At 51.8% G+C, this 19,885-nt stretch carries 21 protein-coding genes and 1 riboswitch; of the genes, 20 read left to right on the top strand and 1 reads right to left on the bottom strand.

Features of this window, described 5'->3' with window-relative positions; genetic code table 11:
• Positions 1-53: 53 nt before the first annotated feature.
• Genes IEV46_RS05025 through spoVAEA form a run of 3 tightly spaced genes read left to right on the top strand, consistent with a single transcriptional unit; the run spans position 54 to position 1,739 of the window.
• Positions 54-680 carry a stage V sporulation protein AA gene (locus IEV46_RS05025; protein WP_188430581.1) on the top strand — a complete coding sequence of 209 codons (627 nt, stop codon included), beginning with the start codon at positions 54-56 and terminating at the stop codon, positions 678-680.
• Entirely contained in the window at positions 664-1,089 is a 426-nt protein-coding gene (locus IEV46_RS05020; RefSeq protein WP_229735912.1) for a stage V sporulation protein AB, read from the top strand. The genes IEV46_RS05025 and IEV46_RS05020 overlap by 17 nt, the downstream gene beginning before the upstream one ends.
• Before the next feature lie 59 nt (positions 1,090-1,148).
• Positions 1,149-1,739, top strand: a complete 591-nt coding sequence (gene spoVAEA / locus IEV46_RS05015; RefSeq protein ID WP_188430577.1) for a stage V sporulation protein SpoVABEA — start codon at positions 1,149-1,151, stop codon at positions 1,737-1,739.
• Positions 1,740-1,745: 6 nt separating this feature from the next.
• On the opposite strand, the gene IEV46_RS05010 is transcribed toward spoVAEA, so the two are convergent.
• The gene (locus IEV46_RS05010; RefSeq protein WP_188430574.1) at positions 1,746-2,477 is read right to left on the bottom strand and encodes a CPBP family intramembrane glutamic endopeptidase; all 732 of its coding nucleotides are present in this window, start codon (positions 2,475-2,477) and stop codon (positions 1,746-1,748) included.
• 318 nt (positions 2,478-2,795) lie between these two features.
• Between IEV46_RS05010 and lysA the strand changes: the two genes are divergently transcribed.
• From lysA to ccsB, 17 genes are all read left to right on the top strand, one after another.
• Positions 2,796-4,118, top strand: coding sequence for a diaminopimelate decarboxylase (gene lysA, locus IEV46_RS05005; RefSeq protein ID WP_188430572.1), 1,323 nt, complete (start codon positions 2,796-2,798; stop codon positions 4,116-4,118).
• 245 nt (positions 4,119-4,363) lie between these two features.
• Positions 4,364-5,431, top strand: coding sequence for a murein hydrolase activator EnvC family protein (locus tag IEV46_RS05000; RefSeq protein ID WP_229735944.1), 1,068 nt, complete (start codon positions 4,364-4,366; stop codon positions 5,429-5,431).
• Positions 5,432-5,576: 145 nt separating this feature from the next.
• On the top strand, positions 5,577-6,536 hold the full coding sequence (locus tag IEV46_RS04995; protein ID WP_188430568.1) for a COX15/CtaA family protein: 960 nt from the start codon (positions 5,577-5,579) through the stop codon (positions 6,534-6,536).
• 85 nt (positions 6,537-6,621) lie between these two features.
• Positions 6,622-6,761, top strand: a riboswitch (FMN riboswitch).
• Between the two features lie 198 nt (positions 6,762-6,959).
• A complete protein-coding gene (ribD, locus tag IEV46_RS04990; protein ID WP_188431141.1) occupies positions 6,960-8,060 on the top strand; it encodes a bifunctional diaminohydroxyphosphoribosylaminopyrimidine deaminase/5-amino-6-(5-phosphoribosylamino)uracil reductase RibD in 1,101 nt (366 codons plus the stop codon).
• A gap of 18 nt (positions 8,061-8,078) precedes the next feature.
• Positions 8,079-8,681 (top strand): riboflavin synthase, encoded by a 603-nt coding sequence (locus IEV46_RS04985; protein ID WP_188430566.1) that lies wholly within the window; start codon positions 8,079-8,081, stop codon positions 8,679-8,681.
• 27 nt (positions 8,682-8,708) lie between these two features.
• Complete coding sequence (locus IEV46_RS04980) at positions 8,709-9,908, top strand: bifunctional 3,4-dihydroxy-2-butanone-4-phosphate synthase/GTP cyclohydrolase II (protein ID WP_188430564.1); 1,200 nt, start codon at positions 8,709-8,711, stop codon at positions 9,906-9,908.
• Positions 9,909-10,179: 271 nt separating this feature from the next.
• Entirely contained in the window at positions 10,180-10,674 is a 495-nt protein-coding gene (ribH, locus tag IEV46_RS04975) for a 6,7-dimethyl-8-ribityllumazine synthase (protein WP_188430561.1), read from the top strand.
• Positions 10,675-10,696: 22 nt separating this feature from the next.
• Positions 10,697-11,485 carry a segregation and condensation protein A gene (locus IEV46_RS04970; protein ID WP_229735943.1) on the top strand — a complete coding sequence of 263 codons (789 nt, stop codon included), beginning with the start codon at positions 10,697-10,699 and terminating at the stop codon, positions 11,483-11,485.
• Positions 11,409-12,110: an SMC-Scp complex subunit ScpB gene (gene scpB / locus IEV46_RS04965; RefSeq protein ID WP_373284549.1), complete on the top strand. Its 702-nt coding sequence runs from the start codon at positions 11,409-11,411 to the stop codon at positions 12,108-12,110. The genes IEV46_RS04970 and scpB overlap by 77 nt, the downstream gene beginning before the upstream one ends.
• Positions 12,111-12,231: 121 nt before the next feature.
• Positions 12,232-12,906 (top strand): DUF2953 domain-containing protein, encoded by a 675-nt coding sequence (locus IEV46_RS04960; protein ID WP_229735942.1) that lies wholly within the window; start codon positions 12,232-12,234, stop codon positions 12,904-12,906.
• Positions 12,879-13,328 (top strand): GerW family sporulation protein, encoded by a 450-nt coding sequence (ytfJ, locus tag IEV46_RS04955; protein ID WP_188430553.1) that lies wholly within the window; start codon positions 12,879-12,881, stop codon positions 13,326-13,328. The genes IEV46_RS04960 and ytfJ overlap by 28 nt, the downstream gene beginning before the upstream one ends.
• Positions 13,329-13,446: 118 nt before the next feature.
• Positions 13,447-14,580, top strand: coding sequence for a D-alanyl-D-alanine carboxypeptidase family protein (locus IEV46_RS04950; protein ID WP_188430551.1), 1,134 nt, complete (start codon positions 13,447-13,449; stop codon positions 14,578-14,580).
• 3 nt (positions 14,581-14,583) lie between these two features.
• Positions 14,584-15,171 carry a nucleoside recognition domain-containing protein gene (locus IEV46_RS04945; protein WP_188430549.1) on the top strand — a complete coding sequence of 196 codons (588 nt, stop codon included), beginning with the start codon at positions 14,584-14,586 and terminating at the stop codon, positions 15,169-15,171.
• Positions 15,172-15,398: 227 nt separating this feature from the next.
• Complete coding sequence (locus IEV46_RS04940) at positions 15,399-15,935, top strand: spore maturation protein (RefSeq protein ID WP_308420271.1); 537 nt, start codon at positions 15,399-15,401, stop codon at positions 15,933-15,935.
• Positions 15,936-16,097: 162 nt separating this feature from the next.
• The gene (locus IEV46_RS04935) at positions 16,098-16,808 is read left to right on the top strand and encodes a pseudouridine synthase (protein ID WP_188430547.1); all 711 of its coding nucleotides are present in this window, start codon (positions 16,098-16,100) and stop codon (positions 16,806-16,808) included.
• 120 nt (positions 16,809-16,928) lie between these two features.
• Positions 16,929-18,521 (top strand): cytochrome c biogenesis protein ResB, encoded by a 1,593-nt coding sequence (gene resB, locus IEV46_RS04930; protein ID WP_188430545.1) that lies wholly within the window; start codon positions 16,929-16,931, stop codon positions 18,519-18,521.
• A 2-nt stretch (positions 18,522-18,523) separates the two neighbouring features.
• A complete protein-coding gene (gene ccsB / locus IEV46_RS04925) occupies positions 18,524-19,726 on the top strand; it encodes a c-type cytochrome biogenesis protein CcsB (protein ID WP_188430543.1) in 1,203 nt (400 codons plus the stop codon).
• Positions 19,727-19,885 lie beyond the last annotated feature (159 nt).

Genomic DNA, 19,885 nt, shown 5'->3' with positions numbered 1-19,885 from the left:
TTTTTGTATGGAGTTTTCGAGAACGTTACATACTACATACGGGAGGGAGTGCCATGACTTCCAGTCAAGTGTTTATACAGATGAAAAAAAGAATACTGGCTCGACCCGGACAAATCCTGCGGGTGGGGGACGTCTCCCGGGTGTTGGCGGAGGAAGATCGGGAACAGATCGAAAGTCTTCCCGTCACCCGGTTTGGCCCGGAAGAAGGAAACATGGCAGTTGTCGAACTGATGGATGTAGTTCGGATCATCCGCAGGGAGTATCCCACCTTGGATATTCGGACAGTGGGGAATCCCCAGGTTCTGATCGAGTTCAAGAAAATCGGTCCCAAGCCTGGATGGATCACCGTGGCTGGAGTGTGGTTATTGCTGTTTGTGGGGTCGGGGCTGGCCATTATGAATTTCCACACGGATGTGAGTATGAAAGAGGTGCATGAACGTATCTATTATCTGATGACCGGAATGCACCACTCTCGGCCGCTGATTCTGCAAATCCCGTATTCTTTGGGGATCGGACTGGGCATGGTCTTGTTTTTTAATCACCTTTTCAAGCAAAAGTTTAATGATGAGCCCAGTCCGCTGGAACTGGAAGTTTTTATGTATCAGGAGAGTATCGATCAATATGTGATCGATCATGAGAAAACGAAAGGACAAAAGGGTTCCCGTGTCCCTTCTGGTTGACTTGGCACTGATTTTTATCGGATTGGCCGGGGGAGTTGCGGTGGGGAGCGGACTGGTTGCGTTTCTGACCGTGTTGGATATTGTTCCGCGGCTGACGGTTCTCACCAACAGCCGAACACAGGTCCATCTGTATGAGATTGCCTTCGTAGTGGGGGCAGTCGTCTTCACCTGGGTGGACTTTCGGGAATGGGTCGCTTTTTTTCCTCCAGTCAGCACAGTGTGGATGGGACTTTTGTCGGGTGTTTTTGTCGGGCTGCTGGCGGCCGCACTGACAGAGGTGGTAAATGTCCTGCCCATTCTTGCTAAGCGGATCGGGATGGAACCCAGGATTTTTTGGTTGTTGCTGGCGATGATGTTGGGAAAAGTGGTGGGCTCATTGTTTCAATGGATCGTCTTTATCTCCGATTGAAATGGTGGTATCTCCGTTTTGATGAGTGTTCGGGTGAGCCCGTTCAAGGGGTGAGGCATATGGGAAAGAGAAAGGTGATCCTGATTACCGACGGTGACCGGATCGCCAGGGAAACCGTGGAAGAGGTGGCCCGGCGAGTGGGAGGAAGATGCATTTCGGCGTCAGCGGGGAATCCGACGCTGTTGACCGGACCTGACTTGGTGAGATTGATTCAGGAAGCCGCCCATGATCCCGTGTTGGTGATGTTTGATGATTGCGGTTCCCAGGGAAAGGGACCCGGGGAGACCGCTTTGGAGCACGTGGTGAATCACCCCGGGGTGGAGGTACTGGGAGTTGTTGCTGTCGCTTCCAATTGCTATGCTGCGGCGGGGGTTCAGGTGGATGTGGCCCTGGATCAGAAGGGCCATTGCGTGGAACATGGTGTGGACAAGGACGGTTCGGTGGTAAACGGAGCCCCTTTACGAATTTACGGAGACACGGTGGATGTATTGAATCAGTATCAGTTTCCGCTGGTGGTGGGAATCGGTGATGTGGGCAAGATGGAGAACTATGATGATCCGTTGTGGGGAGCTCCCATTACTACGAAAGCGGTTCAGTTGATTTTAAAGCAAGCCGGCTTCTCTCCTGTTTCCTCCGAAAAAAACAGTTGATTGGGATCAGATGAGAGCGACCCATATCACATGAAGAAAAAGATCAGTACACAGATGAGCCAGCATGGCATAAGAGAGTCCCCATCGCCAAAAGAGCCAGCCAAACAACACTCCGGGTATGCCGTTTAAAATAGTGGCCCGAAGGATCAGAGGCACTGTCAAAGAGCCGAAAGCCGCAGATGTGGCTTCCAGATGGAAAATTCCGAAGAAAAGAGCGGAAAAGATGATTCCCATCCAATAATGATAAGATCGGGCTTGCTTACGGGATAATTTAATCAAAAGCCAGACGATCAGGTTCATCACAAGGAATCGACAAAGAACTTCTTCAAATATCCCCCCGTACAAACTTGCCGCCAAACCTTTCCAGGGAGAAATGACGGGGGAATCCCCCAAGGAGGAATGAAAGGAGCTGAAGATAAATGTATCCGCCATTATAATAAGTAATCCGATTCCCAGACCGAGCAACACGGAATGAAAGAATTTTCGGGTCATTCCTTCCGGCTTGGCATTCCGATACAAAAGCCAACGCATCACTGGTACATCCAACCCGGTTTGAGCGGACAATCGCACTCCGATCCAACTGGCCAAAAATGCAAGAATCGTGGATTGAACCAAAAAGATCCATATCAGATCGGGATTGCCTTCCTCCCGGATCAACTCGTTTACATATGGAATTCCTCCCACCACGCCGATAAAACAGAGAAAGGTGAGTAAAAATATCAACCGGCCTTGTTTCAATGAAATACCTCCTCAACAATTAGCTAATTTTCTAATTATCTAATCAAAATCCTAATGAACTTCATCTGCCAAGTCAACCCCCTTTTTTGGATGTCTTCTTAAAGGATATCAACCCTTGGCATGAAAAAAGGAATATGGTACTCTGATCTAAATTTATTTAGCCACGGAATAAGGGCGAGGGGTGTCGATTTGTCCGGGACCGATCATCCCCGAATCGGCTGTTGCCATCGTCAGGATGAATCAGGAGGGAGACTGGGGGAGGCAACAGGCGCGTCTGTCGTCCGTTGCTTTTTGAGTTGTGAAAGGGGAGCGGAAGGGATGAAACTACGCGGAACCAGTCGAATCAATCATCAAGGACACTTGGAGATCGGGGGATGTGATACGGTGGAATTGGCAAACCGTTTTGGAACTCCCCTTTATGTAATGGATGAAACGATGATCCGGCAACGGATCCGCTCCTATGTGGAAGCCTTTGAAAGGACAGAACTTTCCTATCGGGTGGCCTATGCCAGCAAAGCGTTCAGCACATTGGCGATGTGCCGGTTGGTGGCTGAAGAGGGACTTTATTTGGATGTGGTTTCCGACGGGGAGCTTTATACCGCATTAAAAGCGGGATTTCCTCCAGAGCGGATTTATTTCCACGGCAACAATAAGACATTGGAGGAGATTGTAATGGCGCTGGATGCGGGGATTGGCCGATTTGTGGCGGATAATTTCACGGAGTTGGCGATGCTGGATCAGCTCGCCCGGGAACGGGGACGTCGGGTGAAAGTGATTTTGCGAACCACTCCCGGAGTTGAGGCCCACACCCATCACTATATCCAAACAGGTCAGGAAGATTCCAAGTTCGGTTTTGATCTGGAAAGCGGCCAGGTTCACCGAGCCCTGAAGCAATGCATGACATCGGAGGGGCTGGAGCCGGAAGGGTTTCACTGTCACATTGGATCTCAGATTTTTGAAACTGATGGATTTCGTCTGGCTGTTCGTAAAATGGCGGCGTTGGCTACAGAGTGTCGGCAATCCCTGGGGTTTGAGACACGGATCCTCAATCTGGGTGGCGGATTTGGGATCCGTTACAACGAAGAGGATCACCCGATGCCAGTGAATCAGTATATCGCGGCCATTGCCGAGGAGGTGCGTCATGGGTTTGCCGGTGAGGAATTTCCTCAAATCTGGTTGGAGCCGGGACGCAGTATTGTAGGAGAGGCTGGCACCACATTATATCGGGTGGGAACTGTGAAGGAGATTCCTGGCCTTCGCAAGTATATCGCCGTGGATGGTGGGATGAATGACAATCCCCGCCCGGCGCTGTATCATGCCTCCTATGAGGCTTGCCTGGCCAACCGGGTGGGGGAAGAGCCGACTGAAACAGTTTCTATTGCAGGAAAACTCTGTGAATCCGGAGATATGTTGATCTGGGACATCGCTTTACCCCCGGTGAACACCGGCGATCTGTTGGCTGTGAGTTGTACCGGAGCTTACAATTATTCGATGGCGAACAACTACAACCGGCTCCGCCGCCCGGCGGTTGTCTTTGTCCGGGGTGGTGAAGCCTTTGAAGTGGTGCGACGGGAGACTCTGGAGGATCTGATCCGGAATGACCGGATCCCCGGGAGAATGAAAGAGCTGGATCAGACGTAATTGGTGCGATCAGAATAAGTGGTATAGGTTCTATGAACTATGGACTCCTCCTTCGGGAGGCTTTTCGTCAAATCTCCTCTTTTCATCTTGAACACTCAAAGGAGGCTCTAGTATACTGACTTTTGAAGTGAACTGATTTATAACAATCGATGCGAGGTTTCTCCCTTTGAAACATCCATAGGATGTTTTGCGTTTTAGCGGAAACACCGGATTCATATGGTGGAAAGGGTGATCCTGTTTTGAAGATGATGGGAGAGGGCGCGTGGAAGAAGACAGCGGTTGCTGTGGTGGCTTTGAGTTTAGCCTTCTCCGTCTGGCCATCGGGTCTTGTCCAAGCCGACAAGAAGTCCGAGTTGGAAAAGAAGTTGGACGATGTCCAGAAAAACAAAGCCCAAAAAGAGAAAGAGATCGCGGAACTGAAAAAGGAGATCGATGAGCACAAAAAGAAATTGAATTCCTTGGAGGAAGAGCTGGAGAAGGCAAAGTCAGAGGAAAGAAAGAAAAAGGAGATTCTGAAGGAAGCCAAAAAGGAACTGGACAAATACGATGACAAATACAAGGAAAGCGTCCGTTCCATGTACATCAACAGCGGAACCAATCAGATGGAGGTTTTGCTGAAGGCGAAATCCTTAGGAGAATTTCTGGCCAGATATGAAGTTCTCCGCCTGATCCTCAAGCAGAATTACGATGAAGTGAAGAAATATTACGAGCGAAAGGACAAGGCGGAGAAAGCGGAGAAGGAAGTGAAAAAGGCCAGAAAAAAAGTTGAAAAAAAGACGGAAAAGGCACGGAAAGAGTATGACAAAATGGTTGACTTGATGGAGGAAAACCAGGATAAACTGAGTTCCCTGGAGCATGAAGAGGGGGATTACCGGAAGGAACTGTCCCAACTGAATTTGGAACATTTGAAGTCAGGCTCTTTTCCTTATCAGGGCCCCCTGAGTCGGCCGGCAGGAGGACGGGTCTCGTCCGGGTATGGATATCGCGGGAGTGAATTCCATACGGGGATCGATTTTGCAAACGGTCAAGGTTCCCCGATTTACGCAGCTGCCAACGGACGGGTGATCCGTGCTCAAAGTTGCAATTGCGGTTATGGCTACTATATCATGATTGATCATGGGGGCGGTGTCTTCAGTCTCTATGCCCACATGTATTCCTGGCAATCCCAGGTGTCGGTGGGAAGTGTGGTGAAAAAGGGGCAACGGATCGCCTCAATCGGGAACAACGGACGCTCTACGGGGCCCCACCTTCATTTTGAGGTGCATGAAGGGCGACCAGGGAACTACGTCAATCCATATAAATATATGCAGTGAATTCTGTTTTCATCCCCTTCCATTCCGGAGGGGTTTTTTTGAAGTATGGAGAATTTGTGCCCGTTAAGCAGCCAAGGCATTAGGGGTACCGGTAGTGTGGTAGAATAATGGATGTCAAGGTGTACAGAGAGGAGGTACTCCATAGATGAATCGAACGATTCGGGGAATGTCCATTCTGGGAGCGGCGGGCACGCTGTTGATCACCCTGATGGGGGCATTGGTCACCAAAACCGGTTCCGAAGACGGATGTGGCAATACTTGGCCCTTCTGCCACGGCGAAATTTTTCCCAGCTACCACACTCTGGAGCTGTGGATCGAGTATAGTCACCGGATCGTCTCCGCACTGGTGGGTTTGATTGTGGTGGCGGCTTCGGTTGGGGCCTGGCTTCTTTACAGGAAAAACTTCACTGTCAAGTTCTTGGCATTCAACAGTGTGTTTTTTATCATTTTCCAGGGCCTGCTGGGAGCGGCGGCAGTGGTTTGGGGTCAGTCGGATGCTGCACTGGCTCTTCACTTCGGTTTTTCCCTCTTATCCTTTGCCAGTGTGCTCCTGTTGACGGTGGTTCTGTTTCAGATGGATCGTCAGGGACGCTCCCAAAGCAGTAAAGCTTCTTTTGTGTCCCGACCGATGAAATATGGAATGTGGGGTTTGGCAGTTTACACCTATGTCGTCGTCTACACCGGTGCTTATGTACGGCATACGGGCTCCAGTCTGGGCTGTGCCGATTGGCCTTTGTGTGGAAGCAAATGGATTCCAGATCTGTTCAGCCAGGGGGGAATACAATTGACCCACCGTCTGTTTGCTGGTCTCTTGTTCCTGTTTGCCGTCTGGTTATGGTGGGCGGTCAGGAAAAAGTATCCCCATCGGAAAGATCTGAACAAGGGGGCCCGCTGGTCTTTGATTTTAACTGTGCTTCAAGTGTTGACCGGTGGTGCAATCGTTCTGACCAAGCTGGAGTTGATGGTGGCCCTCGGCCACGCAACCCTCGTCTGCCTCTTCTTTTCTGCGGTCTGTTACCTTTGCTTGCAAGTGGGTCCACCCTGGAAGGACCACAGGGATCCCTCTCTGCTCCAAGGTAGGAAAAGTGATCCCTTGACCCCGTGACGGAGGGCATCGGTTCCCATACCGGATTGGGGTATGATACAATGTAAACGTGATCGCGCATACGATCCAATTGAATCAGCTGATCAACATCCTTCGGGGCTGGGTGAAATTCCCGACCGGCGGTGATGGAGGGGGATCCCTTCCTCAGTCCGTGACCCGCGTTTTGCGGTGGATCCGGTGAAACTCCGGGGCCGACAGTTAAAGTCTGGATGGGAGAAGGATGAAAGGGAATGCGGGTGTCTCCTGTGGCAGCGGTGCTTTTTTGTTGTGTCTGCTGTTGTCGAAGCCCTGCCAAAGTCGGTTTCCTTTGTGGGATCCGGGGAGGTATTCCTGCGTTCTCATTTCCTGTGTCCCTGTTTTCAAAAGCCCTGATGGAAGGGCTTTTTTTATTTGATTGCAGAGAGGAGATCATCCTTGAAGAGCATGAGCCTGACGGAAGATGAACGATGGATGGAGTTGGCACTCCGGTTGGCGGAGGCGGCTCGTGGACAGACATCCCCCAATCCATTGGTGGGTGCTGTTGTGGTAAAAGATGGACAGCTCCTGGGTTCCGGGGCCCATTTAAAGGCGGGAGGCCCTCATGCGGAAGTGCATGCCCTGGAACAGGCGGGGGAGTCGGCGGAGGGAAGCACCCTCTATGTCACTCTTGAACCTTGTAATCACTATGGTCGAACTCCTCCCTGTACTGAGCGAGCCATCTCCTCCGGAGTGAAACGGGTGGTGGTGGGTAGCATCGATCCGGACCCTTTGGTGTCGGGAAAAGGGGTGCAACGGTTGCAGGAAGCCGGTTTGTCGGTGAAGACAGGGGTGCTTGCAGACCGATGTACCCAGTTGAACGAAACCTATTTTCACCATCGCCGAACAGGATTGCCCTTCATCACCTTGAAAGCAGCGGTCACGCTCGATGGAAAGACTGCCACCTCTGACGGGGACAGTCGATGGGTGACGGGGGAGGAGGCCAGGGAAGAGGTGCATCGTCTGCGTCACCAATACGACGCGGTTTTGATCGGATCCGGAACGGCTCTGCACGACCGGCCGCAGTTGACGGTCCGGCTGCCGGGGGGTGGTAAGAATCCGTTGCGGGTCGTGGTGGACAGTAAACTCCGCGTTCCACTGGACAGCCCGTTGGCAGATGTGGAATCCGCTCCCACCTGGGTATTCTGTACTGACGAGGCGGCTCCCGGACGGGAAGAAGCTCTGACCGCCAGGGGGGTTCGTGTGTTTCGAACAGGGGCGGGCCCCCGGGTGAGGCTGGAGCGGGTCTTTCGTCGTTTGGGTCAAGAGGGGATCGTCTCGGTCCTTACAGAGAGCGGGGGGGAATTAAACGCGTCCCTGTTGCGGGAAGGTTGGGTGAATAAAGTGATGTTTTTTATTGCACCCAAGATTTTAGGAGGCCGGGACAGTCTGACCGCCGTTGGGGGGGCGTCAGCAGATTACATGAAAAATGCTCTCTCACTGAAAGATGTATCGGTTGATATCTTGGGCCGGGACATCCTAGTGACGGGGATTCCCCGCAAGCCTTGATTGAAAGGAAGGGATTCCATGTTTACTGGATTAGTGGAAGAGGTGGGTCGGATCGGCTCGATGGACCGCGAGGGGGATGCCATGCGCTTGTCCATCTCCTGTAAACAGGTGTTGGAAGGGGTGCAGGTGGGGGACAGTGTTGCCGTGAACGGTGTCTGTCTGACTGTGGTCGGATTCGATGCCGATCAGTTTTGGACCGATGTGATGCCGGAAACGATAAACCGAACCAACCTGGGCCAACTTGCCCTTGGAAGTCCGGTCAATTTGGAGCGGGCATTGCGAGCGGGGGATCGATTGGGAGGACATTTTGTCCAGGGACACGTGGACGGAATGGGACGTGTTCTTACCCGTACTCCCCGAGAAAACGCAGTTCTGTTTCGGATCGAAGTTCCCGCAGAGTTGACACGGTGGATGGTGAATCAGGGGTCGGTGGCGGTGAACGGAATCAGTCTGACCATCGTGACGGTCGAACCGGAAGCTTTTACCGTCTCCATCATTCCCCATACTTTGGAGTTGACCCAATTAAAGGAGACGGAACCGGGGGATTCGGTCAATATAGAGTGTGACCTGATCGGAAAATATGTAGTCAAACTGGCCAGTCAGCAAGCCATGCGTTTGTAGGAAAAGAGTTGAAAGAGGTGGGTGATGATGCGAGGTTTCGATTCAATCGAAGAAGCTATCAATGCGTTGAAGCAAGGTAAAGTCATCATCGTGGTCGATGATGAGGATCGGGAGAATGAAGGGGATTTTGTGGCCCTCGCCGAAAAGGCGACACCGGAGGTGATCAACTTTATGATCACCCACGGGAGGGGACTGGTGTGTGCCCCGATCACCGAGGAACGGGCCCGGAAGTTGCATCTTCCCTTGATGGTTCGTCAGAACACAGATACCCACGGTACCGCTTTCACTGTGTCTGTCGATCACGTTTCGAGCACCACGGGAATTTCCGCCCATGAACGTTCAACGACGGTGAAAGCATTGATCGATCCTGAGACCCGGGGAAGTGATTTCCGTCGCCCGGGCCACATCTTTCCCCTGATCGCCAAAAGCGGTGGAGTGCTCCGCCGTGCAGGCCATACGGAGGCGGGAGTGGATTTGGCCCGTCTGTGCGGGGCTTTTCCCGCTGCCGTGATTTGTGAAGTGATCAAAGAGGACGGCAGTATGGCCCGTGTGCCGGATCTGATGAAGATCGCCGAAGCGCATCAACTCAAAATGATCACCATTCAGGACTTGATCCATTATCGCAATCGTAAAGAAAAATTGGTGGAACGGGTGGTATCGACCCGACTTCCAACGGAGTTCGGTGATTTTACCGCATACGGATATCGAAATGATGTGGATGAGAAGGAACATATCGCCTTGGTTAAGGGGAAGATTGATTCGGAACAGCCGGTCATGGTCCGGGTTCACTCGGAATGCCTCACAGGGGATGTGTTTGGATCTCACCGCTGTGATTGTGGTCCCCAACTTCATGCCGCTTTGAGTCAGATCGAAGAAGAGGGGGTCGGCGTTCTCCTCTATATGCGCCAGGAAGGGCGCGGAATCGGTCTTCTCAATAAATTGAAAGCCTACAAACTGCAGGAAGAGGGGATGGACACTGTTGAGGCCAATCTGAAGCTGGGTTTCCGGCCTGACTTGCGTGAGTATGGTATCGGCGCCCAGATCCTGCGTGATCTCGGAATAAAGAAGATGCGCCTGTTAACCAACAATCCCCGAAAAATCACAGGGTTAAAAGGTTATGGTCTCGAAGTGACGGAAGTATTGCCAATCGAAATGCCGTCCTTGCCCGATAACGAACAATATCTACGAACCAAAAAGAACAAATTGGGACATATGCTCCACCTGTGATTGAAAGAAAAGGATGGAGAGTTGATCAGGATGTCCATAAACGTTGCGAATTCGTACTGGCCGGGTCGGTCGGGATTGGGTTTCACATGACCTTTTCCTTGTTCTTACGATCCAAAATCACTCCATGTGAAACCCAACCCTCCCTTGCCTCCTCCAGCAATTGTGAGCTAGGATGGTGGGAATTTGATTCGCCTTTTCGTTTTTTGGTGGAACACGGTCTCCCCATGCAAAATGGGATGAATATACGCTTTTAAAAAGGAGTTTTTCCAACATGGCCAGAACATTTGAAGGAAACCTGACTGCAGGCGATCTTCGCTTCGGAGTGGTGGTTGCACGCTTTAATGAATTTATCACCTCCAGACTGCTGCAAGGGGCCGAAAGCGCATTGTCGCGGCATGGGGCTGACCGGGAGGCGATCGATGTGGCTTGGGTTCCGGGAGCCTTTGAAATCCCTTTGATCGCTGATCAGATGGCAGCGTCAGGAAAATATGATGCGATCATCGCACTGGGAGCGGTGATCCGGGGTTCCACTCCCCATTTTGATTATGTCTGTTCTGAAGCGGCCAAAGGGGTGAGTGCCGCGGCTGTCGAACATGGTCTTCCAGTCATTTTTGGGATTTTGACAGTGGATACCATTGAGCAGGCGATTGAACGTGCCGGTACAAAGGCCGGAAATAAAGGGTGGGATGCGGCGATGGCCGCCATTGAAACCGTCAATCTGCAAAAGGCTTTGACACGGGCTTGGAAAGAGGAAGCGGGCGAGTGAAGGGAGTGAGCCATGATTGGAGATGAAAATCAAGCTGGATATGTTTGAGGGGCCTTTGGACCTCCTTCTCCATCTGATCGATAAATCGGAGCTGGATGTGTGTGAGATTCCCATCGCCCGAATCACAGATCAATATATGGAGTCACTATCGGCGATGCAAGTTTTTGAGCTGGAGTCGGCCAGTGAATTTCTGGTCATGGCGGCTACCCTGCTGTCTATTAAAAGTCGGATGTTGCTTCCCCGCGCGGAACCCGCCGATCTGTCCGATGTACTGGAGGATGAAGACGGAATGGATCCCCGGGAAGAGCTGGTTCAGCGACTGTTGGAATACAAACGGTATAAACGACTTTCTGATGTCCTTCGTGAGCGGGAAGCGGCCAGAAGCCAGGTTTATACCCGGATGCCGATGAACCTGACAGAATACACTCCGGATGAAAATCCCTTGGAAGGGATCACACCGGACGATCTGTTGCAGCTCTTTGTCGATGTGATGAACAACCGAGAGGAGGAGGAGGAAGAAGAGGCACCGACCAAAATGACGCGGGAAGAGATTTCGGTGAGCGACCGCATGGAAGAGATTCATGATTTTCTGGCCCGCCGGGGAGGGGTTCTGCATTTTTCGGAATTGCTTCATTGGAAGGTGATCACCCGGGAGCGGGTGATCACCACCTTTTTGGCTTTGCTGGAACTGTTGAAGTTGAAGCGGATTCGGATCCGACAGGGTGGGCTGTTTGATGATATCCGGGTTGAAGCCCTTATATCGGAGGGAGGAGACGCGTCTGGAGGAACAACGGTTAAAGCCAATTATTGAGGGACTTCTGTTTGCAGCGGGAGAAGACGGACTCCGGGTGGCGGAGATCGCCGAGGTGACGGAGACGGATAAACGAACTCTTCGCCGGATCCTGAAAGAAATGGCTCAGGAATGGACAAAACAAGGCCGGGGTATCCAAATTGTTGAAGTAGCCCAAGTCTATCAGCTCACCACACTCCCGGAACATCGGGAGTACTTCGAACGTCTCGCCAAATCCCCTTCACGCTCTCAGATCTCCCGAGCGGCACTGGAGACATTGGCAGTGATTGCTTACCGTCAGCCGATCATCCGGGCGGAGGTGGAAGAGATTCGAGGGGTGAAAAGTGAAAAAGTGATTCATTATCTGAAACGGAAAGGATTGATCCGGGAAGTGGGGAGGGCAGAAGGAGCGGGCCGTCCGATCCTGTATGGAACCACCCGGGAGTTTTTGGAGTATTTTGGGCTGCGCAGCCTGGATCAGCTTCCCCCGGCGGATTCCATCTTTGAGTGGGCTGAGTGGGAACGGGAACGAAAGGAACTGTACGAACGCCTGGGAGTGGATCCCCCCTCCGAAGAGGAGAAGCTGCCGGATTCCGATTCCGAGGCGAAAACGTGCGTCGCTGAAACTTCCAATCGGGAAAATTGACCGGTTTCAGACAATATCCGCGGGACGAGACCCGCGGTTTTTTGTATGAATTGCAGAAAGGGGGCCGATACTATCATCATTGGAAGATGTTGGGCGTCGGGTGGTGATGGTGTTGGTCTGGATGATCCTCTTCGGAGTGATCCTGATCATCCTGATCCTGTTTCCGTTCACATCAGTCCGGATTCATCTGATCTACCGAAGAAAGGCGGAAAGGGATCACCTGGAGTTCCGTTTTCGCCTGTTTTTCGGATGGATCCGATTTCGGGTCAGGGTTCCTTCACTTCAGCTGAGGGGGGCGGAAATGACTGTCCGTTCCAAGGAAAAAGGAAATGTGCCGGGAAGCGGTACACGACATCAAAAGTCAAGAATCACCTGGCGAGGGATCCGTAAGATGCGGCACAAGTTTGCCCAACTCCAACAACGCATCGTACAGCTGAATGAGGTGTTGCTGGAGACCGGCCGCCGGTTTATGAGCCGGGTGGTATGTGAGCGATTGGAGTGGGAGACTTTTATCGGGACAGGGGATGCGGCGTCGACGGGTATAGTGACGGGAATCGTATGGGGAGTGAAATACACCTTGATCGGTTTTGCCGGTTCCCACATTCGTTGGGAGAAAGCTCCCCAGATTGAGGTTCAACCCCTGTTTAACAGTGAACGGATCGAGACCTGCTTGGAAAGTATATTCCGATTCCGAATTGGACACGCTATCCTTGCTGTCATTTGCCTGCTTGTACGCTTGTTGCAGAATCAAAAAGGGGGTGAAGGAAGTTGGCAGAACACCCAATTCAAGGCTTGATGACGACTGCTATGGAAAATATCAAAGAGATGGTGGATGTCAATACAATCGTGGGAGAGCCGGTTGAAACGCCCGATGGCAGCATCATCATCCCTGTATCCCGGGTGGGGTTCGGTTTTGCCGCCGGCGGAAGCGAATTTAACGGGTCGAAGCCGGACCCATCGGTAGGGAAAGAGGGTCCGGAGAAAAAGGGTGGGGATTCCCCCGGCTTTCCTTTTGGTGGAGGCAGCGGGGGCGGAGTTTCCATCACCCCGGTTGGATTCCTGGTAGTCACCCAAACAGGAATCCGGATGTTGAACATGGAAGGTTCCACCCATCTGTTCGACCGGTTGTTGGATTTGACGCCCAACATGATGGAGAAGTTGCAGAAATGGACTAAAGGTAAAACGGAATCCTTTGAGGAACCTGGAACCGACATCTGAATCCCCTCAAAACGCCGGTCCGTCTAAAAATAGGGATCGGTGTTTTTTTGTCTCTTTTTTCATAACCCTGTCCCACCGGCATATAATTTTTAGAAAACAAGCCCGAGGTGGAGGGTTAATGCGGTTGACACGATGGTTACTCACAGTGTGGATCGGATGTGTCCTGGTGTTCCTCCCTGCGAAATCCTTGGCTTTTCATCGGCCTGAGCATCTGGAATTGAGTGCGAAGGCGGCGGCAGTGATCGATGTCCAGTCCGGACGCATCCTGTATGAGAAAAATGCTGGGAAACAGATGCGGATTGCCAGTCTGACCAAAATCATGACCGCGATTGTGGCCATAGAAAACGGGGATTTGAAAGAAAAAGTGAAGGTGAAACCCAGGGCAGTGGGTGTGGAGGGATCCTCCATCTATCTGAAACCGGGGGAGGAAATTCCGCTGGAGCATTTATTGTACGGGTTGATGTTGCGTTCAGGGAACGATGCGGCAGTGGCGATCGCGGAGCATGTCGGCGGGTCGATGGAAGGGTTCGTATACAAAATGAATGAAAAGGCGGAGTATTTGGGATTGGAGAATACCCATTTCCGAAATCCCCATGGATTGGATGCACCGCAACACTACTCTTCGGCTGAGGATTTGGCCCGGTTGACCGCTTATGCCCTTAAAAATCCCGTGTTCCGGAAAATTGTTTCCACCCAAGTGAAAACAGTTCCCTGGCCGGGTGAACAATGGCATCGAAAATGGTACAACAAAAACAAAATGCTCCGTCTTTACCCGGGAGGGGATGGGGTGAAAACCGGTTTCACCAAACTGTCCAGGCGCACTCTTGTCTCCTCGGCCACAAGGGAGGGAAGACAGATTGCCACGGTGACACTGAATGCGCCGGACGATTGGAAAGATTCCATGCAACTCTTGGAATATGGGTTTCGTCACTTTCAAAGAGTGCAGTTAGTGAAAAAAGGAGAAGAATTCTCCCCCAGCCAGAAAGGGCGGGCTCCAATGGAAATCGTGGCTTCCCGTTCCTTCACCTACCCGTTGACTGAGGAGGAGCGAGACCGGGTGGAAGTGCGCCCCATGATCACCTTTCCTCTGAAAAAGGTGAAGTCTGCAGGGATCCGTGTGGGTACAGCCCGGATTTTCGTGGAAGGAAAGCCCGTCGGTTCCATCCCTCTAATCACCCAAGATGAAGGAGAAGAGACTGTATGGGGGCATTGGTTCACAGTATTGGCATCCATTTATGAACAGGAGGGATAGGGATTGGTCAATTATATCTGGCTGTTTATGATCGTGAGCGGTGTCGTGGCCGGTGTGATTCAGGGAAATGTGGACACGGTGACCGAGGCCGCATTGAAAGGTGCGAAGGATGGAGTGGCGGTCTGTCTGGGTTTGATCAGCATCCTCGTCTTTTGGCTGGGGATGATGCGAATCGCCCAGGAAGCGGGGCTCTTGGAAAAACTGGCCCGCATTCTGGGACCTGCGGCCCGGTTTTTGTTCCCGGATGTTCCCAGGGATCATCCCGCCATGGGATATATCCTGTCCAACATGAGCGCCAATCTGTTTGGTCTGGGTAATGCGGCCACTCCCATGGGACTGAAGGCGATGGAGGAATTACAGAAGTTGAATCCGGATCCTAAGACCGCATCCCCGGCCATGTGCACCTTGTTGGCTTTAAACACATCCAGCTTGACTCTGATCCCGACAACCATCATTGGGATTCGGATGGAGCATGGTTCCGCAAACCCCACAGAGATCATCGGAACGACGATTTTTGCTACTTGTTGTTCGACATTGGCAGCCATTCTGTTGGATCGCTGGTATCGGACCCGATGGACAGCGAAAGAATAGGGATTTTGGGGATCAGAGTTGTCAGATTACGAGAAAACAGGTGATGGAAAGGGAGTCGTGTGCGGCATTGGTGTGCCCAAGGAGTGTAGTGACCAGGAAATCACTTGTGCTCTATGGATGCATCGGTCGAGTTGGGGCATGTCTGATAAAACGTACATAAAAGTGAATTGACCTGGTCATATACGAACTTTCGCGAATGAACATACAGAGATAAAGGAGGGGTTAGGGTGCTGGAAACTATCTCATTTTTGTCAAAGATCATGATTCCGGCCATCCTGGCCTTTATCCCTCTCTACGCTGCATATCGCAAAATCCCTGTATATGAAAGCTTTGTCGAAGGGGCCAAGGAGGGGTTTCCCACTGCGATCCAGTTGATTCCCCACCTGGTCGGGATGATGGTGGCGGTATCCGTTTTCAGAGAAACAGGAGCTCTTCAATTCTATCTGGGGCTGTTTAAACCGCTGGTTGCATGGGTCGGTTTTCCGGAAGAGGCGCTTCCTCTCGGTCTGTTGCGACCGATTTCAGGATCCGGATCCTTGGCTTTTGCCGAGAGTATCTTTCGCACTCACGGTCCCGATTCCTATCTGGGTCGGCTGGCTTCCACCGTGCAAGGGAGTACGGATACCACCTTGTATGTACTGACAGTCTATTTCGGAGCAGTGGGGGTCCGTCGCTCCCTCTATGCGGTGAAAGTGGGCCTGTTCGCCGATTTGTGCGGGCTGGTGGCCTCTTGGTGGGTTGTGACTTGGGTGTTCGGGATGTGATGGAGTGTTGGATGGGACCCATTTTCTGAATCATGGACAATTATATAGAACGGTGGATCGTTACGCACACAACAAGGTGCGTTTTTTCATATTGGTGTAAATCTCAGTTCTGCGCTTGTGATTGAGTCGCGGGATGGATAAGATGTTCAATGAGGTGAAAACATGGAACGGTTGCAAAAAGTGATGGCCCGGGCAGGGGTTGCCTCCCGACGGAAGAGTGAGGAGTGGATCCTCAGAGGAAAAGTCCGGGTGAACGGGGAAACAGTGACTCAGCTGGGGACCCGGGTGGATCCTGATCGGGATCGGATCGAAGTGGAGGGTCGTCTGATTCGACCGGAGCAGAAGCGTTATTTCGTCTTTTACAAACCGAAGGGTGTGATCACTAGTTTGTCCGATCCGAAAGGGCGACCGGTGGTGGTGGACTGGTTTCGTGATGTGGGAGAGAGGATATACCCCGTGGGACGCCTCGACTATGATACAGAGGGACTTCTTCTGTTGACCAACGATGGAGAGTTGGCCCACGGCATGGCTCACCCCCGCCAAGAAGTGGACAAGGTCTACCAGGTGACGGTAAAGGGGATTCCCGCAAAAAATTCCCTCCGCCGTTTGCAGACGGGAGTCAAACTGACCGACGGTTGGACGGCTCCCGCCAAAGTCCGTATCCTGTGGACCGGGAAGAATCAGGCCCAAATGGAGTTGACCATTCATGAAGGGAGAAATCGGCAGGTGAGACGAATGTGTGAGGCGGTGGGGCATCCCGTGGTGCACTTGGTTCGTGTTCAATTGGCATTTCTCACTCTGTCAGGGCTCCAACCGGGAAAATACCGGGAGTTGAGCCAAGAAGAAGTCCGACGGTTGAAAGAACTTCTGTAACGGGAGCCAGCTTTCAAACAATATTCAAACCGGAAGCTCTTCGGGGGAGCCCGCGAAGTTATAATAAACATGGGTATTTGTAAAAAGGCGAGTGGTTTTCCGAAACGGGGGGTGGAACATTTGATCAACAATACCAAGTGTGATTGCGGACATAACAACCCCGTCGGTACGGTTTTGTGCGAGCATTGCGGGAAACCGCTGGAAAAGGGGGATTCCGACCGTCCCTTGGAGATGCGTTACGAAGGGAAAGCCCGGCGATCACAGACACAGAAGGCCACACTCTTTGATCGGATCTGGAACTTTTTCTCTTCGGTAAAGGTGGCTATCTGGCTGATTCTGATTACCCTGGTCGTCTCCATTCTGGGCACGTTGTTACCCCAGGAGCAGTACATTCCGTCCAACCGACCCGAGATCTACTATCCTGAGAAGTATGGATTCTGGGGGGAAGTTTTCTATCAGCTGGGTTTGTCCAATTTATACGAGTCCCCTGTCTATATAGCTTTGTTGGCCAGCATCGGCATTTCATTGGTGGTTTGCAGCCTGGATCGGGTGATTCCTCTGTATAAAGCTTTGACCAACCAGAAGGTGGTCAAAAACATCCGGTTTATCAACCGGCAGCGGGTGAGCCGGACGGAGGCCGTACCCGATTCGGACAAGGAGGCCCTCTTGGATCGACTGGCGGAGGGTTTGAGTCAGAAACATTATCGGATTCGTCGGGAAGGGGAGTCCATCCTGGCGGAGAAAGGTCGGTTCAGCCGTTGGGGTCCCTATATCAACCACATCGGCCTGATTTTGTTCCTGGTGGGGATCCTTCTGCGGCACACCGTTCCGGGTTGGTATCTGGATAACTATGTATATCTCCGGGAAGGGGAGACGAAAAAGCTGCCGGAGCTGAACTATTATGTAAAAAATGTGAAGGCGACGGCGGAGTTGTATGATCCGGAGGAGATGCCACAGTCGGACAAGGGCGAGCCCACCGTGAAAAAGTATGAAACGCGTCTTATCCTGTATGAGAAGGATCATGAGACTGGTAAGCTCCGTGAGCTGAAGCGGGGGACGGCCATTGTCAACGATTCCTTCAAACACGAGGATCTGGAGCTTTTTCAATCAGATTTCACCACTGAAACTCAGGCGATCCTTCTCAATGTGAAGGACAAGCAAGAAAATCGCAATCTGGATACGTTCAAGGTGGATCTGTTTGATCCGGAACAGAAGTACAAGCTGAAAAACGGAATCCATATCGATATTCTCGACTATTTTCCGGACTTTGTCATGGAGGGGAACCGTCCTGCGACCAAATCGGAAACCCCCAATCGACCTGCCTTCATCTTTTCCGTGGATGCTCCGGATTTGAAAAAACCGGAGGTCTCCTGGATGATCTCCGGGACCAATCTGGATGATATCAACCGGAAAAACCGTTACACCATGGAATTGAAAAGCATGGAGACAGTGAATGTGTCCGGATTGATGGTCCGGGTGGATAAAGGGTTGCCGATCATTTTCTTGGGAGGAATCATCTCCATGATCGGTTTGGTGATGGGATTTTTCTGGAACCACCGCAGGGTGTGGATCCGCTGGCAGGATGGACATCTTCATGTCGGAGCCCATACAAACAAGAACTGGTTCGGTCTGAGGCGGGAGCTGGAGCAGGCTACGGAAAAAGCGGACCTGCCGCTGTCTTTCAGTCCGGATCGACGTCAGGAGGTTGATTGAACATGGTACAAGTGATGGAATACGCTCTCCTGGGAGCCTTCGTCTTCTATCTGTTCTCCACCATCGCTTTTGTGACGGCGGTGACAGGGAAGGGTTCGCGGGTCGGTAAAAAGGCTCATACCCGGTTGTGGGGCAACTGGGGGATCGTCCTGACCATCATCGGGGTGGCTCTGCACCTGGTGTTTATCGTGACCCGGGTGTTATTGGGCGGTCACTTTACCAGTAATATGTTTGAATTTACGGCGTTCCTTTGCTTTACGATTGTGGCCGTATTTATCGTGATTTTTTTCATCTATCGAAGTGTGACCCTTGGAGCTTTTGTGATGCCGGTGGCTATGTTGATGGTGGCCTATGCCGCAGTTTTCCCCAAAGATGTGGAACCATTGATCCCGGCTCTGCAAAGTTATTGGTTGCATGTCCATGTCACCACCGTGGCTGTGGGGGAAGGAGCCTTGGCCATCGGCTTTGTTGCGGGCTTGATCTATCTTGTCCGTTGGGTGGGGATGGATCGAAACAGCAAGTCAGCCGTCTGGTTGGAAGTGATCATGGTTACGATTTTGATGGTGGCAGGCTTTGTCATCACATTCTTTACCTTCTCGATCCCAGACTACCAGGCAACGATCCAACATTCCGTGGAGGGGCAGCCGCTGGTTCAGGAGTATGACTTACCGCCGATTGTGGGTCCCCATAATGGTAAGGTCGTGCAGATGGATCCCTTCTTCGGCATGAACAGTCCGCTGTTTGAAGCCCCTTCCTGGATGAAGGGGGAGGAGGCGGCCAGAAAATTCAACTCAGTACTGTGGTCGGTCCTTTCAGGACTGGTCTTGTACGCTTTGTTGCGGTTGCTCCTCAGGAAACGGGTCTATGAATTGTTGTATCCGATGGTGAAAAACCTCGATCTGGAGAAGGTGGACGAAATCAGCTACCGGGCGATCGCCATCGGATTTCCGATATTCACTTTGGGTGGTTTGATCTTTGCCATGATTTGGGCTCATGAAGCTTGGGGGCGGTTCTGGGGCTGGGATCCGAAAGAGACATGGGCTTTGATCACCTGGCTCTATTACAGCGGTTATCTTCATTTCCGCCTGTCCCGGGGATGGCACGGATTGAGATCTTCCTGGCTGGCAGTGGGAGGATTTGTGGTAATCATGATCAATCTGGTCGCCATCAATTTGGTGTTCGCAGGACTTCACTCTTATGCTTGATGTTTCCGGTGGTTCACTTGCACCACCGGTTTTTTTAACCTTCTTTCTGATGGAAATGGATAGTCGTGTGGGATTGCCATATCTGGTTGGAGAGTCCGAAGGACTCTCTTTCCCCTGTCTGTTTCCCGGTGCGACAAACTTCATTAAATGAAGGAAAAT

The organism is Kroppenstedtia guangzhouensis (genome assembly GCF_014637345.1).
GTDB classification, from domain to species: Bacteria; Bacillota; Bacilli; order Thermoactinomycetales; family DSM-45169; genus Kroppenstedtia; species Kroppenstedtia guangzhouensis.
Note: the sequence above shows the minus strand (reverse complement) of the source record. Positions and strands in the feature narration are given on the sequence as shown.

What these genes read in the sequence shown, in the direction of transcription:
- IEV46_RS04985 (WP_188430566.1), top strand. Translation starts at nt 8,079, where the DNA reads ATGTTTACTGGATTAGTGGAAGAGGTGGGTCGGATCGGCTCGATGGAC.
- ccsB (WP_188430543.1), top strand. Translation starts at nt 18,524, where the DNA reads ATGGTACAAGTGATGGAATACGCTCTCCTGGGAGCCTTCGTCTTCTAT.
- scpB (WP_373284549.1), top strand. Translation starts at nt 11,409, where the DNA reads ATGATATCCGGGTTGAAGCCCTTATATCGGAGGGAGGAGACGCGTCTG.
- IEV46_RS04970 (WP_229735943.1), top strand. Translation starts at nt 10,697, where the DNA reads ATGAAAATCAAGCTGGATATGTTTGAGGGGCCTTTGGACCTCCTTCTC.
- IEV46_RS04995 (WP_188430568.1), top strand. Translation starts at nt 5,577, where the DNA reads ATGAATCGAACGATTCGGGGAATGTCCATTCTGGGAGCGGCGGGCACG.
- spoVAEA (WP_188430577.1), top strand. Translation starts at nt 1,149, where the DNA reads ATGGGAAAGAGAAAGGTGATCCTGATTACCGACGGTGACCGGATCGCC.
- IEV46_RS05025 (WP_188430581.1), top strand. Translation starts at nt 54, where the DNA reads ATGACTTCCAGTCAAGTGTTTATACAGATGAAAAAAAGAATACTGGCT.
- IEV46_RS04980 (WP_188430564.1), top strand. Translation starts at nt 8,709, where the DNA reads ATGCGAGGTTTCGATTCAATCGAAGAAGCTATCAATGCGTTGAAGCAA.
- IEV46_RS04960 (WP_229735942.1), top strand. Translation starts at nt 12,232, where the DNA reads ATGATCCTCTTCGGAGTGATCCTGATCATCCTGATCCTGTTTCCGTTC.
- ribH (WP_188430561.1), top strand. Translation starts at nt 10,180, where the DNA reads ATGGCCAGAACATTTGAAGGAAACCTGACTGCAGGCGATCTTCGCTTC.
- IEV46_RS04935 (WP_188430547.1), top strand. Translation starts at nt 16,098, where the DNA reads ATGGAACGGTTGCAAAAAGTGATGGCCCGGGCAGGGGTTGCCTCCCGA.
- ribD (WP_188431141.1), top strand. Translation starts at nt 6,960, where the DNA reads ATGAGCCTGACGGAAGATGAACGATGGATGGAGTTGGCACTCCGGTTG.
- lysA (WP_188430572.1), top strand. Translation starts at nt 2,796, where the DNA reads ATGAAACTACGCGGAACCAGTCGAATCAATCATCAAGGACACTTGGAG.
- IEV46_RS05000 (WP_229735944.1), top strand. Translation starts at nt 4,364, where the DNA reads ATGATGGGAGAGGGCGCGTGGAAGAAGACAGCGGTTGCTGTGGTGGCT.
- IEV46_RS04950 (WP_188430551.1), top strand. Translation starts at nt 13,447, where the DNA reads ATGCGGTTGACACGATGGTTACTCACAGTGTGGATCGGATGTGTCCTG.